5 protein-coding genes are annotated in these 16,680 nt (G+C 44.5%); 1 reads left to right on the plus strand and 4 read right to left on the minus strand.

Annotation, left to right across the window (positions count from 1 at the left end; genetic code table 11):
- The coding region (locus ETF27_RS08625; protein WP_240048163.1) for a transposase at window positions 1-246 on the plus strand (246 nt) is incomplete at its 5' end.
- A gap of 201 nt (window positions 247-447) precedes the next feature.
- On the opposite strand, the gene ETF27_RS08630 is transcribed toward ETF27_RS08625, so the two are convergent.
- The 4 genes from ETF27_RS08630 to ETF27_RS08645 form a co-directional block, all read right to left on the minus strand.
- Window positions 448-13,044 carry a right-handed parallel beta-helix repeat-containing protein gene (locus tag ETF27_RS08630; RefSeq protein ID WP_130828572.1) on the minus strand — a complete coding sequence of 4,199 codons (12,597 nt, stop codon included), beginning with the start codon at window positions 13,042-13,044 and terminating at the stop codon, window positions 448-450.
- Between the two features lie 23 nt (window positions 13,045-13,067).
- Window positions 13,068-14,147: a hypothetical protein gene (locus tag ETF27_RS08635; RefSeq protein ID WP_130828573.1), complete on the minus strand. Its 1,080-nt coding sequence runs from the start codon at window positions 14,145-14,147 to the stop codon at window positions 13,068-13,070.
- 2 nt (window positions 14,148-14,149) lie between these two features.
- Window positions 14,150-15,244 (minus strand): fimbrillin family protein, encoded by a 1,095-nt coding sequence (locus tag ETF27_RS08640; protein WP_147785723.1) that lies wholly within the window; start codon window positions 15,242-15,244, stop codon window positions 14,150-14,152.
- Window positions 15,245-15,431: 187 nt separating this feature from the next.
- A complete protein-coding gene (locus ETF27_RS08645) occupies window positions 15,432-16,619 on the minus strand; it encodes a hypothetical protein (protein WP_130828575.1) in 1,188 nt (395 codons plus the stop codon).
- Window positions 16,620-16,680: the final 61 nt, after the last annotated feature.

Here is a 16,680-nt window from a genome sequence, read left to right on the forward strand (position 1 = left end):
TTTTATAGGACAGTACCCAAACTTATGCCTATGTATGACAGAATCATGCTTAGAAAGAGATACATCATCGAATGTATCAACGAGTTGCTAAAGAACAAGGCTAACCTTGTACATTCACAGCATCGATCAATACATAATTTCATCATGAACTTATGTTCTGCTCTTACAGCCTATTGTTTCTTTGACAATAAGCCGGAGGCACTGCCGGTACACGTAGAGAAATCAAGGCAATTGGAACTTTTCTAAAGATTTTCTTATCCCGAACTCGCGTCATCAATTTGGGATGAAAAGGAAGAGTTACTCCTGAACAGCCACAGAGGAGTGTACGGAATAAAAAATGGGAAATACAGAAATATATCTCCCATTTTTTCGTCTGAATGTCCGAGCGATTTTTTCATTGTACCTAAAGGATGGAGTCGGCAAGCGAGCGATGTTCGGATCTTTCCATTATCTGATAAGTATTTTCTTTTTATAATTATCAATTTTTACGATGAACACACCATTGATGGGAACGGCGGTGGAGTACTGTGAATGTGTTGCTCGTGTCATGTTGTAAATCTTTCCGGAACTGTCGTAGATAGTAATCTCTTCGTTTCCTTGAAGTCCGGTGATGTAGATGATGTGTCCGCGTGTCTTGACATTGAAAGGCATGGGCGTTTCATCTTTCATTCTGTCTCCGACGTAGAGGCGAGTTCCGCTTTTCTTCTTCGTATTTTGATTTTCTGAGAAGTTGTATGACGGACGGAAGAAGGTAAGTTCTTCGTTGTTGCTCACAACGGTTGTTTGCGTGAAGATACCTTCCCCCACCCATATCCGGGGTGTTTCTTCCGTGGCAAGATGCCAGTCATCCGTCTTCCATGATGATACACTGTAAAAACCTCCATCGCCGTTTGCAAGCGTCGTTCCATCCGATTGATACTTTCCGTCATAATACAGCCACAGGGTGTGTGGAATATCCATGTTGTATTTGTTATTGCCCGTGAACGTCTCTTTTTCGTATGACTTGTAGGAACTTACGAGGTAAGGAATGCCGAAACAGTTCCATCCCATATCTTCTTTCGATGTGAAGTCGGCTCCACCTACTGTTGATAATCGGTCATCGTTTTGTTGTAGTGTAACGGTCTTAAAGTCCGCGTCTTTCATTTCTGTATAGAGATAGTCTTTCATGGACACCCCTTTACCGGTAAACCTGTAAGTGGCATCAAGTGTGGCAGCATACAGCACTCCGTTGTTCGCATCTACCTCATTCTTCGTCTCGTCCCAACAAGTCGATTCGCTCTTCATGAAGTGGTAGTTCCAATTAGCGCGTTCAGAGCCGTTGTAAGTATATGCCTTGTTGTCTCTGTTTGTCAATGTCAGCACACCGTCATCATCGTAACTTGGTGTTGTAACATTTGTGTTGTAGTTCATCGGGTAGGGGAAGCTGACTATCGCTCCACCGTTTCTCAGTTGACGTTCCACTGCGAGATATGCTGCCTGTACGTTGTTGCCTTCTCCATAGAGACTGGATCCGGTCTTTAAGAGCAGATAGGAGGGAACAAGCGAGTGTCCACTTACAAGCGAGTTGTCTTCCATGATGTAAACAACCGAACCGTCATGAGGATAGAATCCTTGTTCATCTGTTGTCTTTACGCTGGCATAATCTATTTTCCATGTTTCAAAAGCTCCTCTGTCAATTTTATCTTTCTTGCTTACCCCACGGAGTAAACGAGGGTTGCCGAGCAAATCCCGGTCAGACGTGTAGTTGATGAATTTACTGAGTATAGAGATTGGCTCGATTGGGTTTTGTGCGGGACACTCGTCTATGTGTTTGCTTTGCTCCGTCAGCTGATAATTCAGGTTGGCATCGCTCACCGGATAATTATATCCGGAAAGAGTGTTTTCCGTAGCTGCCTGTTCCGCATAATTTACCAAAGAATAATAGATGTGCGCATCATTACTCCCATTATAGGGAGCAGAGTCGTCAGCCCCCGTAGTCTTTCCTTCGGCGGTGATATTTACGGCATATCCTTTATTTCCGATTTTCAGTACCGATGCATTGTTTGCTACTTTATTATGATGGAACAGCGCTTCATATAATAATGCATTATCAACGATTGCAATGTTTGTTGAGCTTGTGGCGGATAAGTCGTTATGATGAACAACGATATTTCTCAATGCCACTATTGCTTCTGCGTCGGCAGGTCGGATATCTATTACCGGCGAAGTAACGATGCCTTTTGGATTAGCATTCGTGGCTGCCGTAACCACGAAACCATCGGCGAGCGACACGATGTTTGTATTGGTAGTATCGAACACGGAGTTGGGAGCAATTTTTATTCCTTTTACTTTCGTATTACTTCCCAACGTGCTGACAATACCCTCACGTTTGTTCAGGAGATTGGTAACATACTCTTTCAGCACCGATTCTTCGAACGTGAAAACGCCCGAGCTATGGTCTGTCTTCTTGCAATCAGCCGTATAGGTCGGGCTGATGCCTCCAAATACGCTTACGCCGTTTCGCAAGATAAGTGTCTCGTCGGTGTGCAGCCCGGCGTTGGTGGCACTTGCGCCTTTCACGAAGACATAAGCTTCTTCCGTTGGATTGTTCACGTGATAGACGGCGGCAAGATCCACTGCTGTTTGCAGGTTTCCGTGTCCCAATGGACTTGCCCAAGAGTTGCCTCGTCCCGTTACCGTGGAGTTGGGGTTTACGTAAATGACCCTTTCCAGCTCATTTTGATATTCGTATGCGCCGAGGTCAATATCGAAAACGAAACGTGCATTGCTTCCGGCATCATGGCGTGTGGTGGGAAGCCACGCAATGTCATAGACGTTAAATGCTGTTGCCAAGTTGTCGTTATAGAGGTTGGATTTTCCTTTATTTAGCAATCTTAATGAAGGATTGATGGAGAAGTTGCGCGATTCTATATCCGTATTCTCCGGATCCAAGAAATTGGGACCGTTGATGACATCTGAATTATTGTTCGAGAGTCCTACGTTGAAGTGATTGGCAACCACCCCTCCGGCAGTATAGTCGGTGGCTTCCATATTACCACCCGTAAAAGCATTATACTTGAAAATATCCCCACTCGAAGCCTCATTCGTGTAGTTGATGAGGTTGAATTGTTTGCCGAATGTATCTTGTCCCATGGGATTATTACACCAAAACACACTGTTGTAAATCACCGATTTGTCCGTTTTGTCTCCCCCTGTAATGTCCACAAGTCCGGAGTTGAGTGCGATGGTGCTGTTTATAATCATGGTTTGACATTCTGATTGAATCGGGTCTCCGTAATTGCTGTGCAACACGTCATTGTAAAGGAGGGCAGTACCACCATTCTTCCCGATGTAAACAGCCGATGAGCTTTTATCATTTTCGGCGGAAGCATCATGGTGTGTGCCACTGTTCATCACGATAGTCTTACTGAGAATTAGCTTGGCAGGATTTTCTTTCTCCACATAGCCATATTTCACGAATGGTGTTACTTCGGAAGTTTCCGTAGTATAAGTTCCATCGGTATAGTATTTCTGTCCTTCACGCTTAAAATCCGATGTAGGAACATCGGAGACCTCGGTGAATGTATCGTCTTTATAATAAACCACCTTTGATAAATTGGCGGATGTAGGTTGTTTTGCTTTATAGGTAGGGGTTTCTGATGTCGTCAGGTTGAACTGATCGTCAAATTTCTGGTCAGCATAGCAGATAGTAGTCCCTTTTGTATTAGATAATGCTTGATTATTTATCAACCTAATGCCATCGATTTCTATTGGGATGGTGTTGATGACCTTGGATGTATTTATCCCGGGAGCTGCCCACCACCCATATCCGGTGTCGTTGCCGTATTCGTTGTCTATGTTATTGTTCTTTTGCCCATAACGTTGTGTTGCATCGGCAATATAAATGAGATGATTCCATGTGTTTGAAGTGGCATCTGCACGATTTTGCTGGCGAATGATAGCCGGGTATTCCTTGGTGTCGTACACGTTGTTGAGTTCTCTGCTGTATCCCCCCTTGATGGTTAGTGATTTCACACCGTACCCCTCCATGGGGTTTCCCTCGGCATCGAGAGGGAGCATCGAAGATTCATTGATTTTTCGTGTGTCGATAGTGAATGCCAAGCGATTGTTAATTTTGTACGTAGGGGTATAAGTTCCATCGAGCAGTCTTATCTCCTTGCGATGCCCGTTTCTGCTCGAGAGCAACGTTTCTATTGCTCGTTGCAGGTCGGACGTGGGTTGGCTCCATGCGCTGCCGTCAGGCAGTCCGTTTTCCGGTTTCTCTGTTGGCGATACCCATAACACGTCCACTTCATCACCGATTGTGGCATATTGGAGCTCGGTATGTGGATATTCGTACACTCCGATGTCAATATAGGTGTGGTTATGCGTGGGATTGGGGTCGTAAGAGATACGATAGAGTTGTTGTTGCGTGCCGTCAGGTTGAACGTATGCCGATGTCATGTAATCGTCTGCTCCGATAGGCAAGTTCATGTTGTTGGCAGGATAATCTTTTAAATATCGAGAAGTAGTGTATGCTCCTGCCGTGATGTAATCGCCCACTTGCTCTGTGCTGTATCCGGCTCGTTCCGGTGGTATTTCGTTTGCCTCGGTATAGGTCGCGAATTCCGCTTTGTAGCTATCGTTCTGCCGTGTGATCTTTTGCAGTATTTTTCCACTTCCATTGTCAGTGAGCTTATTCAATCTGGCAGGACTCCAATCCGCGCTCTCCATATAGCCTGCATAGCCTGCTTCACGAGAAGGGTTGACGAAATTGGGACCTTCCAGTGAATTGTTTTCACCGGATAAGGAAAGGTTGCAGTTTTGATATTTCCCCTTGTTGGCATTTTTTAGTTGAAGTTCTATGTGTATGAGAGGATTAAATTTCACCTCGCGCAAATCGCTCTTGTTCACTTGTGTGATGCCTCTTTCGTTCTCATAGGCGCAGAACCAAGCCATCTCTTTATAGTTCTCGTTGAGTTGCTCTTGAGAGAGTGGCACGTTGCCTTCCTGAAATCTCGGATTGTAATTCCCATCTCTGTCGTACTTCCCATAATTGCAGATCAATTGCGAGGAGAAACTGAAATAAGGATTATCATTCCACTTCTTCTTCATGTCTTCGTTCACTTCATTTCCCCAAAATAAAGTATTGATAATCTGACTATATTTTGAAACCTGGCTATTGTTTTCATCCTTCGGCATCTTATTGGGATTCATGGTGAACACGGCGGGATAAGCATTTGCCATGTTGTGTACGAAATTACAATTGGTCAGATGTAGGTAACCACGTTTGCCTGAATAAACCGCACCACCACAGCCTCCGAGACTTACCGGAGGCTCTATGCCGGATGTGCCATATATCTGCGTTCTCAAGGAATGGTAGGAGATTGGGTTGATGTCAAGTGTCTTGTCGTAAGCTTCGTTGTTGGCGAAGATGGTGTTGAACGCGATTAACCTGCAAGTGGAATATATGGCTCCTCCATGGCCGGGATATGCCACATCGTACAATTTTCCCTGATAACTTACATTGTCGTCCTTTCCCGCTTCAGCAATATTGTGTTCAAAAGAAGAACTATAAACACTCAATGAGGTGTTGGCGGATATGGCTGCACCATATCCCGCGTGATTGTTCTCGAATTTGCATTTTGTTATCACCAAGGGAATGTCTCGATAGGCTATGGCATTTGCTACGTTCGTATGCTTATATACTGAGCCTGTTGTTGTGCCTCGATTGAAATCATCGCAATAACGATCACCATCAATCAAGATACCTCCTCCATGATAATAAAAGAATTTTTCTTCGTCTTCCAAAGCCCCCTCAATATAGTTTCCGGCATAACCTCCGGTGATGGTAAGTCCATCCAACTTCACCGGCTGTCCCACCTCGAAACTTGTATAACCAAACTCATCTCCGGAACTCTGATAAGTTGCCGACTTATCAACCTGTCGGTAGGGCAAAGCTCCTGCTGCCACTTGATCAGGGAAAATAGAGATGACATGGAGAACGCCGTGTTCCGATATGTTATAGACGTTTCCGCTAAGTGTGGTTTGATGAACGAATTCCCATGGCTCTATGATGTTGTTTGCATTGAGATCAATTCGCTCTCTGTTTTTTGTCATTATCTCGATAGGCAGCTGATGAAGCACGTAGGTGGTGCCTTTAGAATTTGTGATCGTAACGTCCGGAATGCTTACCTGCGTAATATTGTCTTGCAAATCATAGATTCCATCGCCCGGAGTTTGAATATAACCTTTTATGTTATAACGACCATAGAAATTGTTTGCCCCGGTTTCTGTTCCATCCGCTTTTACGGCACGTTTTCCGTTGAAGCCTCCTATGATGCTTACCCCTTCCGGAATAAGAAAAGTGTTGTCTAAGGCGTTTCCATACGAACCTGCCACGTCTCGAGTGGGGTAATACACACCTCTTGACACACAAATTTCGAAAGGTAGGTTGTTGGCATCGGGTGAAAGGAGTTCGCCATCTTCTTGTATGGAACGCATTTGCCGGATATAGTCGAGCGCATCCTGTATGCTCTGCATGGGATAAGCGAACGATGATCCTTCTTGAGCGTAGTAGGCTTTGTCGGCATCATAGCCGGGACTGCCTTCCGTAGTATTGATGCTCATCATTGCCTCTGCGGCATTCATGTCAATATCTTCAGGTCGGGTAACGAAAAGGCGGAGCATCAAGTTGTCCGACTGGATATTCTTTTCTACTGCCCTCGCTCCGATATCAATATAAGTTCTGGAAGAACCGGCATAGCGGTTGGTTCCGGCAAAGTCGGCTTCAGAAAGTCCGATATTCTTCAACTGTTCATATTCGTTTTCTGTCATTCCTGCTTTCGTTAATACGGAATAGCTGGTTATGGCGTAGTAGCCAAAGTCATTGAATTTGTTGAAACCTTGACTGTTGCTTTCCTCTGCCAATGTCTTTTCATCGGTTATCCCATTCTTGGCAAAGCGCACACCTTCCCTATTAAGGTTGCGCAGGTTGATGTTATTGGTTCCGGATAAGCGGATGTTTTGAGTGGCGCAGTAAGAGAAGGGATAGAAGTCGAGCGCACTGCAATTGCTTCCGGAGGGTTTCTCGGGATTGGATAGTCCGGAGATATTCGCCTGATCTTGGCTTTCATTCTGCCATACAGCTGTGGAGTTAATTCGTACATTAGCCTCGTCTTGCCCAAACCAAATACCTCCACCACGAATATTTGCCTTATTGTTTACAATGGTTGAGGTGTAAACATGCGCCATGTTCATTGCCATGTTCGATGTGTTATCCGTAGTTGTGTTTACCTTTGTTCCATCGGAAAGATCTGTTCCGTTTTCCAAAACATAGATTGCTCCACCAAAGTCTGCCGTATTCTTGTCGAGCAAACATCCTGACACAAGTGCCTTATGGGTAAGTGCCAGTGCCCCTCCATAGACACCTTCATTGTTGCGAAGGATGCAGTTACGAATGTGAGCGTAGTCGGTTACTATGGCAGCTCCACCAAACTGATTGATGTTCTTTGCTTTTACTCCCGATGCCCGAACCCGAAGGTTGGCATTGCCACCAGTGATGAAGATGCCATCGACTATAGCTCGATCGCTTGTTTTTGTTGTCATGGAAATAAACTTACCTAAATAGCTGGAGAATGAACTGTTTTCCCCAACTCGATCTCCTTCCATATAAGGTAGTCCCTCACCATCGAACACTTTATCTGTAAATGTCAATACATGATAAGTATATACGTTAACTTTCTGTCTTTTGTTGTAATAATAAGCATCGAAATATGTAGGATGTGCGATAATGTTACGTCTGTCCTTGAATCCGCCTTCTGTAGAATAGAAGCCATTGTCGGCATCGCTCTTGTATTCATCAGTATAGCCTCCCCAAATTTCTATGCCTCGCGGGACGATGATGGACCATATTCTTACGTCTTGGTCTCCCTCATAGGTGGTGCGGGTAGCATAATATTTGAATGGTGTGTCAGTTTCTTCCAGCGTTTTGCTGTTTGCCACTTTCACGATAACGCGCTTTTCGGGATGAAGGTATTTGTATCTTCCTGCAGAGTCGAGTACTTTCTGTAGTTTGCTTGAGCAGGCTGCATGTGCCGGACTATTTGCAGATGCGTTGCCTCGACCTGATGGACTTACATAGAAGATAGCCTGTCCCGGCACCGTGGTGATGTCAGGAGCTATGCTATAGGCTCCGTTGTACTCGAAGGCACCTATATCCACTTCGCAATCCTGCACGCGCTCCGAGTAATCCATATCGTATTCGGGCAACGTGATATCATCGTTACCATCGCCATTCAAATCAATGAATTGTGTACCTGAGTTTACTGCGTTGTAGTTGTCTTTTTGCGTTAAACGGAAATCATATTGTGTGATAGCCTCTGTGTAGTCTTTGGCGAATGGATGATAGATATTGGCATTATATAATCTGCCACAATAAACCTGATTGTGATCGGAAATCGTGAAATATCTGTCATTGGGCGCGTTTTGGGAACTTTGAAGGAAACTGTACTTAAACGTGATCGGAGTGGAATTGCTACGATCTATCAATTTATTGTCTCCTCCCATTACAATGGAATTATATACTGTAAGGTGGGCATCGTCTGCGGAAGCTGTCCAAACTCCTAACGCGGCTCCATTCTTATTGTTCGCAACTGTATTATTGTAGAAATCTGCCGATTCAAAGAATGCTCCGGCACCAAGTCTTTCTCCGCTGCTGCCGAGATCATTACCAGTTATCACGGAATTGTATATAGTTCCTTTTATCATGTATAAGCCACCACCATAAATCTGACTTGTGTTTTGCGCGAGGTTGTTCATGATATAACAATTAATAATCGTGGAGCCATCGACATATATTCCCGAGCCTCTTCCATAACCCTTTTCCATGAGGTTATCTCGGATAACGCAATTCACTATTTGTGCATTCTCATAAAGACGCACTCCGGCTCCGCCATCCCGACGTCCACTTCCCCCTCTGGGGAGAGCTGACTTGTAACCATATCTAAGTGTGAAACCATCCCAAATCGCTCCTTCATAGATCACTCGGTTGGCAGGGATGTTGGACAAGGCATTCTCTGTTACTCGACACTCTTCAGGTTGGCTGAGTACGCTTACATCATTTTTATGTAAGTCTCGTTCAAGAATGTTGGCGTTAGTCTGCAAGATGGTTTCATAATCTCTAATATTCACGCCCGCAGCGGTGCGCGATAGGCTGATACCTTCTGTCAACTGTGGGTGTCGTTGATCCTTTCCGGGGTTACCTAATTTAGGAAAAGCTCCAAAAACTTGCACGTGATTGCGCAAAACGTAACCTTTGGGATTTGTATAGATGCCTGCTCCTACCCAAACCTCTTGTAACGGATTTTGAGATGTGGGAGTGAAGTCGTAGTATGTGTGTGTGGTTTGCTTGTTCCTTGATGCATATTTTTCAGTTTGCGTTGTGATGCGTTTGGTGTAGTTTTTCGCCATCTGTTTCTCGGCATTGTTGACTGCGTACTGAAGCCCATTCATTACTACAGTATTGGTTTGCACATCTTTCTTGAAGAACTGCCAATTACTGTTACTATCAGTACCTCTATACAACCCTAAATCATTTTCAACACCACCCATAAAATTCCATGATGGTGAAAAAGAAATGTTAGAGGTGGTTTGAGGCTGAATGAGATAGGTGAGATAGCTTGGATTCGTACTGGAAGTTTTAAGCCGCCATAACGCGTTGGAAGTATTGGAGTCCGACAAATAAATTTTGCTTTTTCCTTCTTTGGCATCCTTATAGCATACGTATTTCTCTTTGGTCAGGTTATAGATATAATACCCATTGCCGGATTGTATGAAAATAAAATCGTCTCCATCTTCCTTTTCCAATGTATTTCGGATCTTGTCGCCACTTATGTTCTTTGCGTAGTAAACAGGATTGTTGATATTGTTGCCGGATAACATTCCCAACTTATAGGGTTGAGGATTGGCTATGTTGCTACTAATAGGTTTGGAAAGAGGGTAATTGATGGTTGTTGTCGTGAAGTTGTAGGAGGCGTTACCATTGATTGCTTTTGCCCATGATGATCCGTCACGCCCTTCTGTGGATAGGTCTGATGTGTCTAAAGTCGCATTCCCATTAGTATCGTAAGTGTATGTATTATAATCTCGCACAAAGGTAACTCCACCGAAGACCGGTTGTCCGTCCTCGTAGGCATTCTCTCCACCGGCAGCTTTCGTTGATTTATGGTTTTCCACAGCCCCAATGTCGGGTAGCCCACCATAGTCGCGTGTGGTGATGGTACTGATGTCTGTGCCCCATGTAGTATGGTCGCCTTCATGATTGGCGGCATTTACCATCGGGTTGCCGTTGTGTGGCTCAAACGATGTGGCACTGCCATTGAAAGTGATGTCGCCATCGGGCGATACCCCTGTATTTTTTGTTGGATTAAGGAAGCGTGGATATCCACTTCCGGCTCCATTGCTGAATGTATATTGAAGATTGTACTGCCATTCTCCGAGCTGGTTTCCACCGAATTGGTCGCTGAACGATGCCGACTTTTTATCAAACATACAGTAACTTCCGCTAACCCCTTTCGTATTGCCAGCGAAGGCTGGAAGAGCATGATCGATACCTCCACCAGATTCTTGGTTGGTATTGTCGATGGCGTTATCCATATTGCCGAAGAAAATGGAATTGGTGTAAGTTTGTTTTGTGGATTGTCCTTCAAGATAGCTTACATAGCCCACGTTACGAAGAAAATCGCAGTGATTGAACGATAGCCGAGCTTTTCCTTCGGAATAGATGATTCCGTTTAGAGATGATGATGCATTGTTGTGAATAATACAGTTCTCAAACTCCAAGTTGCAAGCTCCCGAAGCATAAATTGCCGCTCCCTTTTCGGCTGTACACCCGGCAATAATGGTGTTTCTTATCTTAACTTGTGCTCCCTGAAGAAATGTCATGCCGGCACCATTTTTGTCCTCGTTGGCAAGTAAAGTAGAGGATGCGTTTGCATATCTCACTTGAAAGCCATCAAAGACAACGTTTTTTGAGTTGTTGAAAGTGATGAGATGCGCTACATTCGTCTCATAGTCGGTGGTGATGTTTCCCATAATAATGGTCGGATGCCGCAGTGGGTTCCTCCGGTAGGTGTTCCCGGATATTTCTTGTTCGAGATGTGTGCCTGTCAGTTCACATGGATAACCTCCATATATATTTACATTGCTTGGTATCTCCAGGGGAATCAATCTGATGCGTCCCTGTACAAATGAGTTCGTGTTGTACTGTTTACCCGCTTTTACATAGATGTTTACAGTCTTCCCTTGATACTTCATCGCGTTCCGCTTAACGTCGTAAAGAGCATCCGATAAGAAAGGTAGCGGATGATCCCAGCTGAAACCAAGTGAAAGTGCTTCGGAGCCTTTTTGAGGATTTGAGTCTACGTAATAATTAACGTTGTTCCTCTCTTCATTTGGAGAAATGCTCATATTCGTAAAGCTGTATGCCCCTAATGTTGATCGTGGATAAAACTTCTTGTAAGTTACGTCTTCTTCTGTTTCGCCGAATGGCAAAACGCCCTCCTGATCAATTTCTACAGGAAGTATGCCTACGTTGAGTAACGAGGAATTCAAACCCACTTTCCATTGATAGTTGTATTGCGTATTGTTACCATCGTCTGAGACGTATCCGGCCTTTGGTGATGGCATTGAAAACATTGGATAAGCGTTAGAGGCTATTGAGCCGTTTGTAATATCCGCTTCTTCGGTTGGGCTGTTAAACATTGAGAGAGAAAGAACTTTCAGTTTTTTTGTTCCGCTCCAATCCACGAAGTCAGATTTGGAAAGCGAGCAATGTTTCATGATTACTTTCAGGTTGTCATCATAAACAGAACGCGATGTGGCATATTGAATATCATCGTTGGCGGGACATTCTCCTCCCCAAATAACCGAGTTGAGAATGTAGGCTTTGTCGCGACAATAAAGCCCTGCTGCTCGCCCTGTCGTTACGTTATTGGATGTAACCCCGACACCATCGCAACGGTTTCTTACAATGGTCATTTGCGTAATAGCACCTCCTCTGTTCAAATATACCCCACCTCCTTCGGTTGTAGCCGTATTGTTGGCAATGACCGTTGCGGACGCATAAGGCTTAAACCTAATATCTTTTCCATTTGGAGAAGTTAGTTCGTTTACGTTAATGGCGAGCCCTCCTCCCATGCGTGCTACACAACTGGCTATTATCGAACGTGATATGCCCAGTGATTTTTCAGAATTGTTCGTGTCTATACAAACACCACCACCAAACCCATTGGTAGCAGCTATTCCCAACGACTGGCAAGCAACGACAAAACAATGTTCCATTTTGCCACCACCGTCCATATAGACGCCACCACCGTTGCGTGAGGCTTCGCAATGGCTGATGTGGCAGTTAGTTACCTTTGCCCCTTCCACCATATATATACCGCCCCCATAGGCGTTGTGTGGATGTCCTTCCACGGTAGAGTTCTTTGCGTTCCCATCTTTCACAATACACCCTTCCAGCAAAGCCTCTCCATCAAGTGGAAGTCCACGTCCATTGCTGTCGAAACCATTGGTGGCAAACCATACCACGTGATAGCAATTGCCATAGAATGATGTGTCGTATTTCTTCTTTACGGAGTTCCACTTAAACTCCGCTTCCTTTGAGAAGTCGCCGGTTAATATGGTTTGATGAGCGTAAAACCAGCCCATGTTCTCATTATTGATTTTCTCACGTTCTTCTTTAGTGGTTTCCGTTCCGGAAAAACCACCATGAACTTTTATGCCGGCAGGTATCTTGAACGACAGATATAGTGTATTTCCTCCTCCTGATTCAGTGCTTTCGGTAGGGCTGTAAGTTCCTTTCGCCACCCAAACCTCACCCGTAAGTCCGTTATCGACAAGGTCGTTGATGGCATCCTGTATATTGATTTTTGCCGTAGCCCACGACTTTCCATCGTTAGTATAGGCACCGGATTTACTGACATATCTGATGTTCTGTGCGTTTACACTGGTAGAAATCGTCAAGATTAGAAATAATATATGGAATAACTTTCGTTGTATCATACTTTTGTAATGCTTATCGTGTATTACTTTATAGTGGCAATCACTCTATACCACCCGGTAAAAGTCGGGTTTGGGGATGTGGGACTGAAAGTTTTGTCCGTGATACCGGTTCTGCCGTCAAAGTCAACATCATATTTTATAGAGCCATTCTGAGGTTGCAGGGCATAAATATATTCTCTTCCCGTCCATTTTGTGGGGGTTGTTGTCATGATGCTTTGTTCTTTATGCCCCACGCGGTTTTTTGTGGGCTCGAAGAGTTTGCATATGGTTGGCAGTTCTTTTATTGTAATTCTCCTCACGCTGGTAGTATTGCGCAGTTCTGGTGCTACCTCCCATGTGAAATCAATCTTTGCGGCGCAGTGATAGAGACGCACATCTCCAACGTATGCCTTTGATGCACTTGCCGCAGTATAAACAATTCTGCCATTAGCTATGTTCTTTAGGTCTGTTTGAGGATCACCAAGTGGATTGCTGTAAAGGTCGCGCAAGTCTTCACCGGTCCAATCTGCTAAATCCACCAAAGCAGCTTGTAACGCCATGTCAGGCGACGTAGTGGTCTTCAGTGGAACAGGTGATCTAAGTACATTTTTATAAGTATCTCCAAGCATTGTTTCCAATTGTTGCAAAGTGAAAGGTCGCGAGGAAGCAATGGCATAAATACGTCCCATGTTCGTTTTCTCCGTAGCATTCATTACTTGTGAAGAAAATGTGAGGTACAGATTCTCGTTCAGCTGATAGCGTGCGGTATTGTCTTCTCCGCTCACGCCCGGCAAGTAGCTCCATTCTGATGCGACTATATCTTTCCGATGGATGTATAACAGTTCGTAATTGTTCGTGCCGGTTTGAATCCACGCGAATATGTACAGATGCTTGGGTGGTTGTAACTCATCGTTGTAGCCGGGATCGCCCATAGTCCTACTTTGAACAATGGGGTTGTTTTCTATGGCAACCTCGATGGGAACCCTTAATGTGCAGTGATCATCTTCAGGTTGAACATTCTCACTACTGCATCCCATTAATAATATCATCCCCATAAGAAGGGTAAGAACAGGGCATATCTTCATTTCAAATTCTCTTTTCAATCTTCGTCTTTTTTCTCTCATGCTTACCATGTGGTATTCTCCGAATAACCTGCCTGCCACTTTGTGTAAACATAAAGGTCGGGTAGGAAGGTCAGTTTGCTTTCGCTTATTTTGAATACGAAGGTATATTCATATCCCACGTTCCATGTGGTGTATTTAGCAGGCACCACAGCTGTTCTCGTATGACCATTGTAGTCCAATGACATGACGTAATCTCCCTGTGTCCCAATCGGGAATAAGGTGTACCATTTCTTCTCGGTTGTTGCGAGTACGGGAGTGTCCTCATAGGGATCTGTCATTGCTTCCAGCTTGTCGTCTGTCGATGTGCCGGCAATAGTCGAGAGCGTTTCTTCTTTGTTAGTTCCTATTAAGGGATAAGACACCCTTATCCTTCCTCCGGTCACTATGAACCGGTTGGAATCGGCAGGCTTGAACTTGATGGTGTTCTTGGAAAGGTGTTTGTATAGCTCACTCTCTGTTGTGATTATGTTTCCTTTCTCGTCTTGCAAAATAAAACGTACTCTGCAAAACGGTCGAACGAAGCTTATTGTGACCACCGAGCCATAAGCTGTGTATGTAGGGTAATTATTGTTGGAGAACCACATCTTTGAATAAAAAGGTGTGGCAGCTATATCGGCTTCTGTCTTAGTGCTGATTGCGAAATCGAACGTGATATTTGTTCCCGTTTGTTCCGTTGTGACTGTCGCGGTGAAAGGGGAGTATGCCGCGAAGCGGTAGGCTTTTGCGGCATTGTCCCAATAATGTAAGGTTTGGTTGGTGCTGTTGGCATATTCCCAATCATTTCGATTACTTTCCGTAGTTCCCGCCGTCCCGGAGTGGTGGATTACCTCATATCCTCCAAACACCGTCTGCAATCCGGCATATGTTTCGGAGTTAGCATCGTATGTAGTATTTTTATAGCCAAATACCCTGAACGTATTGTTGAAGTCTTCCAAATCCATGGATCGAGTTTTCGTCGTCGTAGCACGGTTATCACTCAATTTGCCACCAAACACTATTGCATCTTTGGCGTTGGTTTCCGTGGTGTCGGTAGGTAATACATCTTTGTCCGAACAAGCGACAAAGATGATAACCATAAGCAACCCCGTCCATGTCATGAATATGTTTAAAAACGCACAGCTTCTCATTTGTTAGTTCTTCGCGTGCACGCACTCCGGCGCGTTAGCACGATTTATTTTTTTTACTATCGTAGTCAGACGGGGAGTCGAACCCTGTCTGACCTTATCTTCTCATAGGTACGTAATCCCATGAAAAAATGTTCCGGTTCTCTTACCGGTCATATTTTTATTTTACTTCTGTTTCAACGGTCGGATTAACCACAGCTTCATCCACTACAGTAGCATCGAAGGTGATGGGATAAAGTTTTGTGGGATCGGTTCCTTCTTGACCAGTAGTACCGTTCATGTCTTTTGTAACCTTGAACAGATATGTATAAGCGTAGTTGGGAAGCCATTTCATGCTTGCTGCCGGAACGGTAACGCTCGCTCCTTTCACATTAATGACATCTGTCCCATTGTCAGCCGTAAGCGTGAAGTCGATGTAAAGTGTCATGTCTGCATTGTTGTCTTCATTGGGAAGAACAATCTGATAGCCACCACCCGCGTAAGTAGGATTAGCTCCATCCTCGCTGATGTTCCCCTGATCGAATGTTCCGAAATCAAGGTGATCAGCAGCTGCGACTGTTGCTGTGTTGTCGAGTTTGACGTGTCCATCAGCTCCATAAGTTACGGTATAAGTTCCGGATGTCGCACCTTGACCATTGAACGTTCCGTCAAGCAAAGCATTGGAATTGCTGTCGGTGAACTTATTTGCTTTTGAGCGGAATGTAACTTTGCTGAGTTTATATCCCGGTATTGTCTCGTACATACCGAAGCGAACTTTTGTAGCACCATTGCGGAATGTGAATGTTACTACCCCGCCATAGGTATTTGTACCTGTGGTAGAAGTGCTCTTGTCGATGCTTACAAGGTCGGCAATATAGAGTTTGGAAAGGTCATCGGCTGTACCTTTCACTTCAAGGGAATTCTTGGTTTTTGCCTCAACTGTTGCACCTCCATCTGTCAATGACCATGCTTGAAATGTATAGTTGGTTGCTGAATAGTCCCAATAGTGAATAGTTTGAGAATCAAACCCTGTTAAGCCTACATATTCCCAACCTTTGGTGTTAGAGTCCGTTGATCCTGCCACTCCCGCGTTAGCCGTGCCTTTGTACGCAACGGTATAAGTGGGAAATACTACATTTTCTGCACCACCAACGGTTTTTACACCATATGTAAAGAACTTGTTGGCGAGTTTTGTTGCGGCGCCTTCGCCTGTGAGGTCGGCACGAGTCGTGGCGTTGGAACCTGCAGAGAAAGCAATGATGCCTGATGTTGCAGACGTTCCTTGTTGCTCCTCGCCCACATAGTCGTCGTTTGCGCAGCTTGCTAATGTGATAGCAGCAACTGCAAGTAAAAGATGAGTTTTTTTCATACTTAAAAATTTAAATTGATAATACTTTTCTTATTTTCTAATCTTTTTTTACGTTTTTTGT

Source organism: Prevotella brunnea (assembly GCF_008016795.1).
In the GTDB taxonomy this organism is placed as follows: domain Bacteria; phylum Bacteroidota; class Bacteroidia; order Bacteroidales; family Bacteroidaceae; genus Prevotella; species Prevotella brunnea.

Coding starts and splice junctions, on each gene's coding strand:
- ETF27_RS08630 (WP_130828572.1), bottom strand. CDS start 13,044: ATGATACAACGAAAGTTATTCCATATATTATTTCTAATCTTGACGATT.
- ETF27_RS08635 (WP_130828573.1), bottom strand. CDS start 14,147: ATGAGAGAAAAAAGACGAAGATTGAAAAGAGAATTTGAAATGAAGATA.
- ETF27_RS08640 (WP_147785723.1), bottom strand. CDS start 15,244: ATGACATGGACGGGGTTGCTTATGGTTATCATCTTTGTCGCTTGTTCG.
- ETF27_RS08645 (WP_130828575.1), bottom strand. CDS start 16,619: ATGAAAAAAACTCATCTTTTACTTGCAGTTGCTGCTATCACATTAGCA.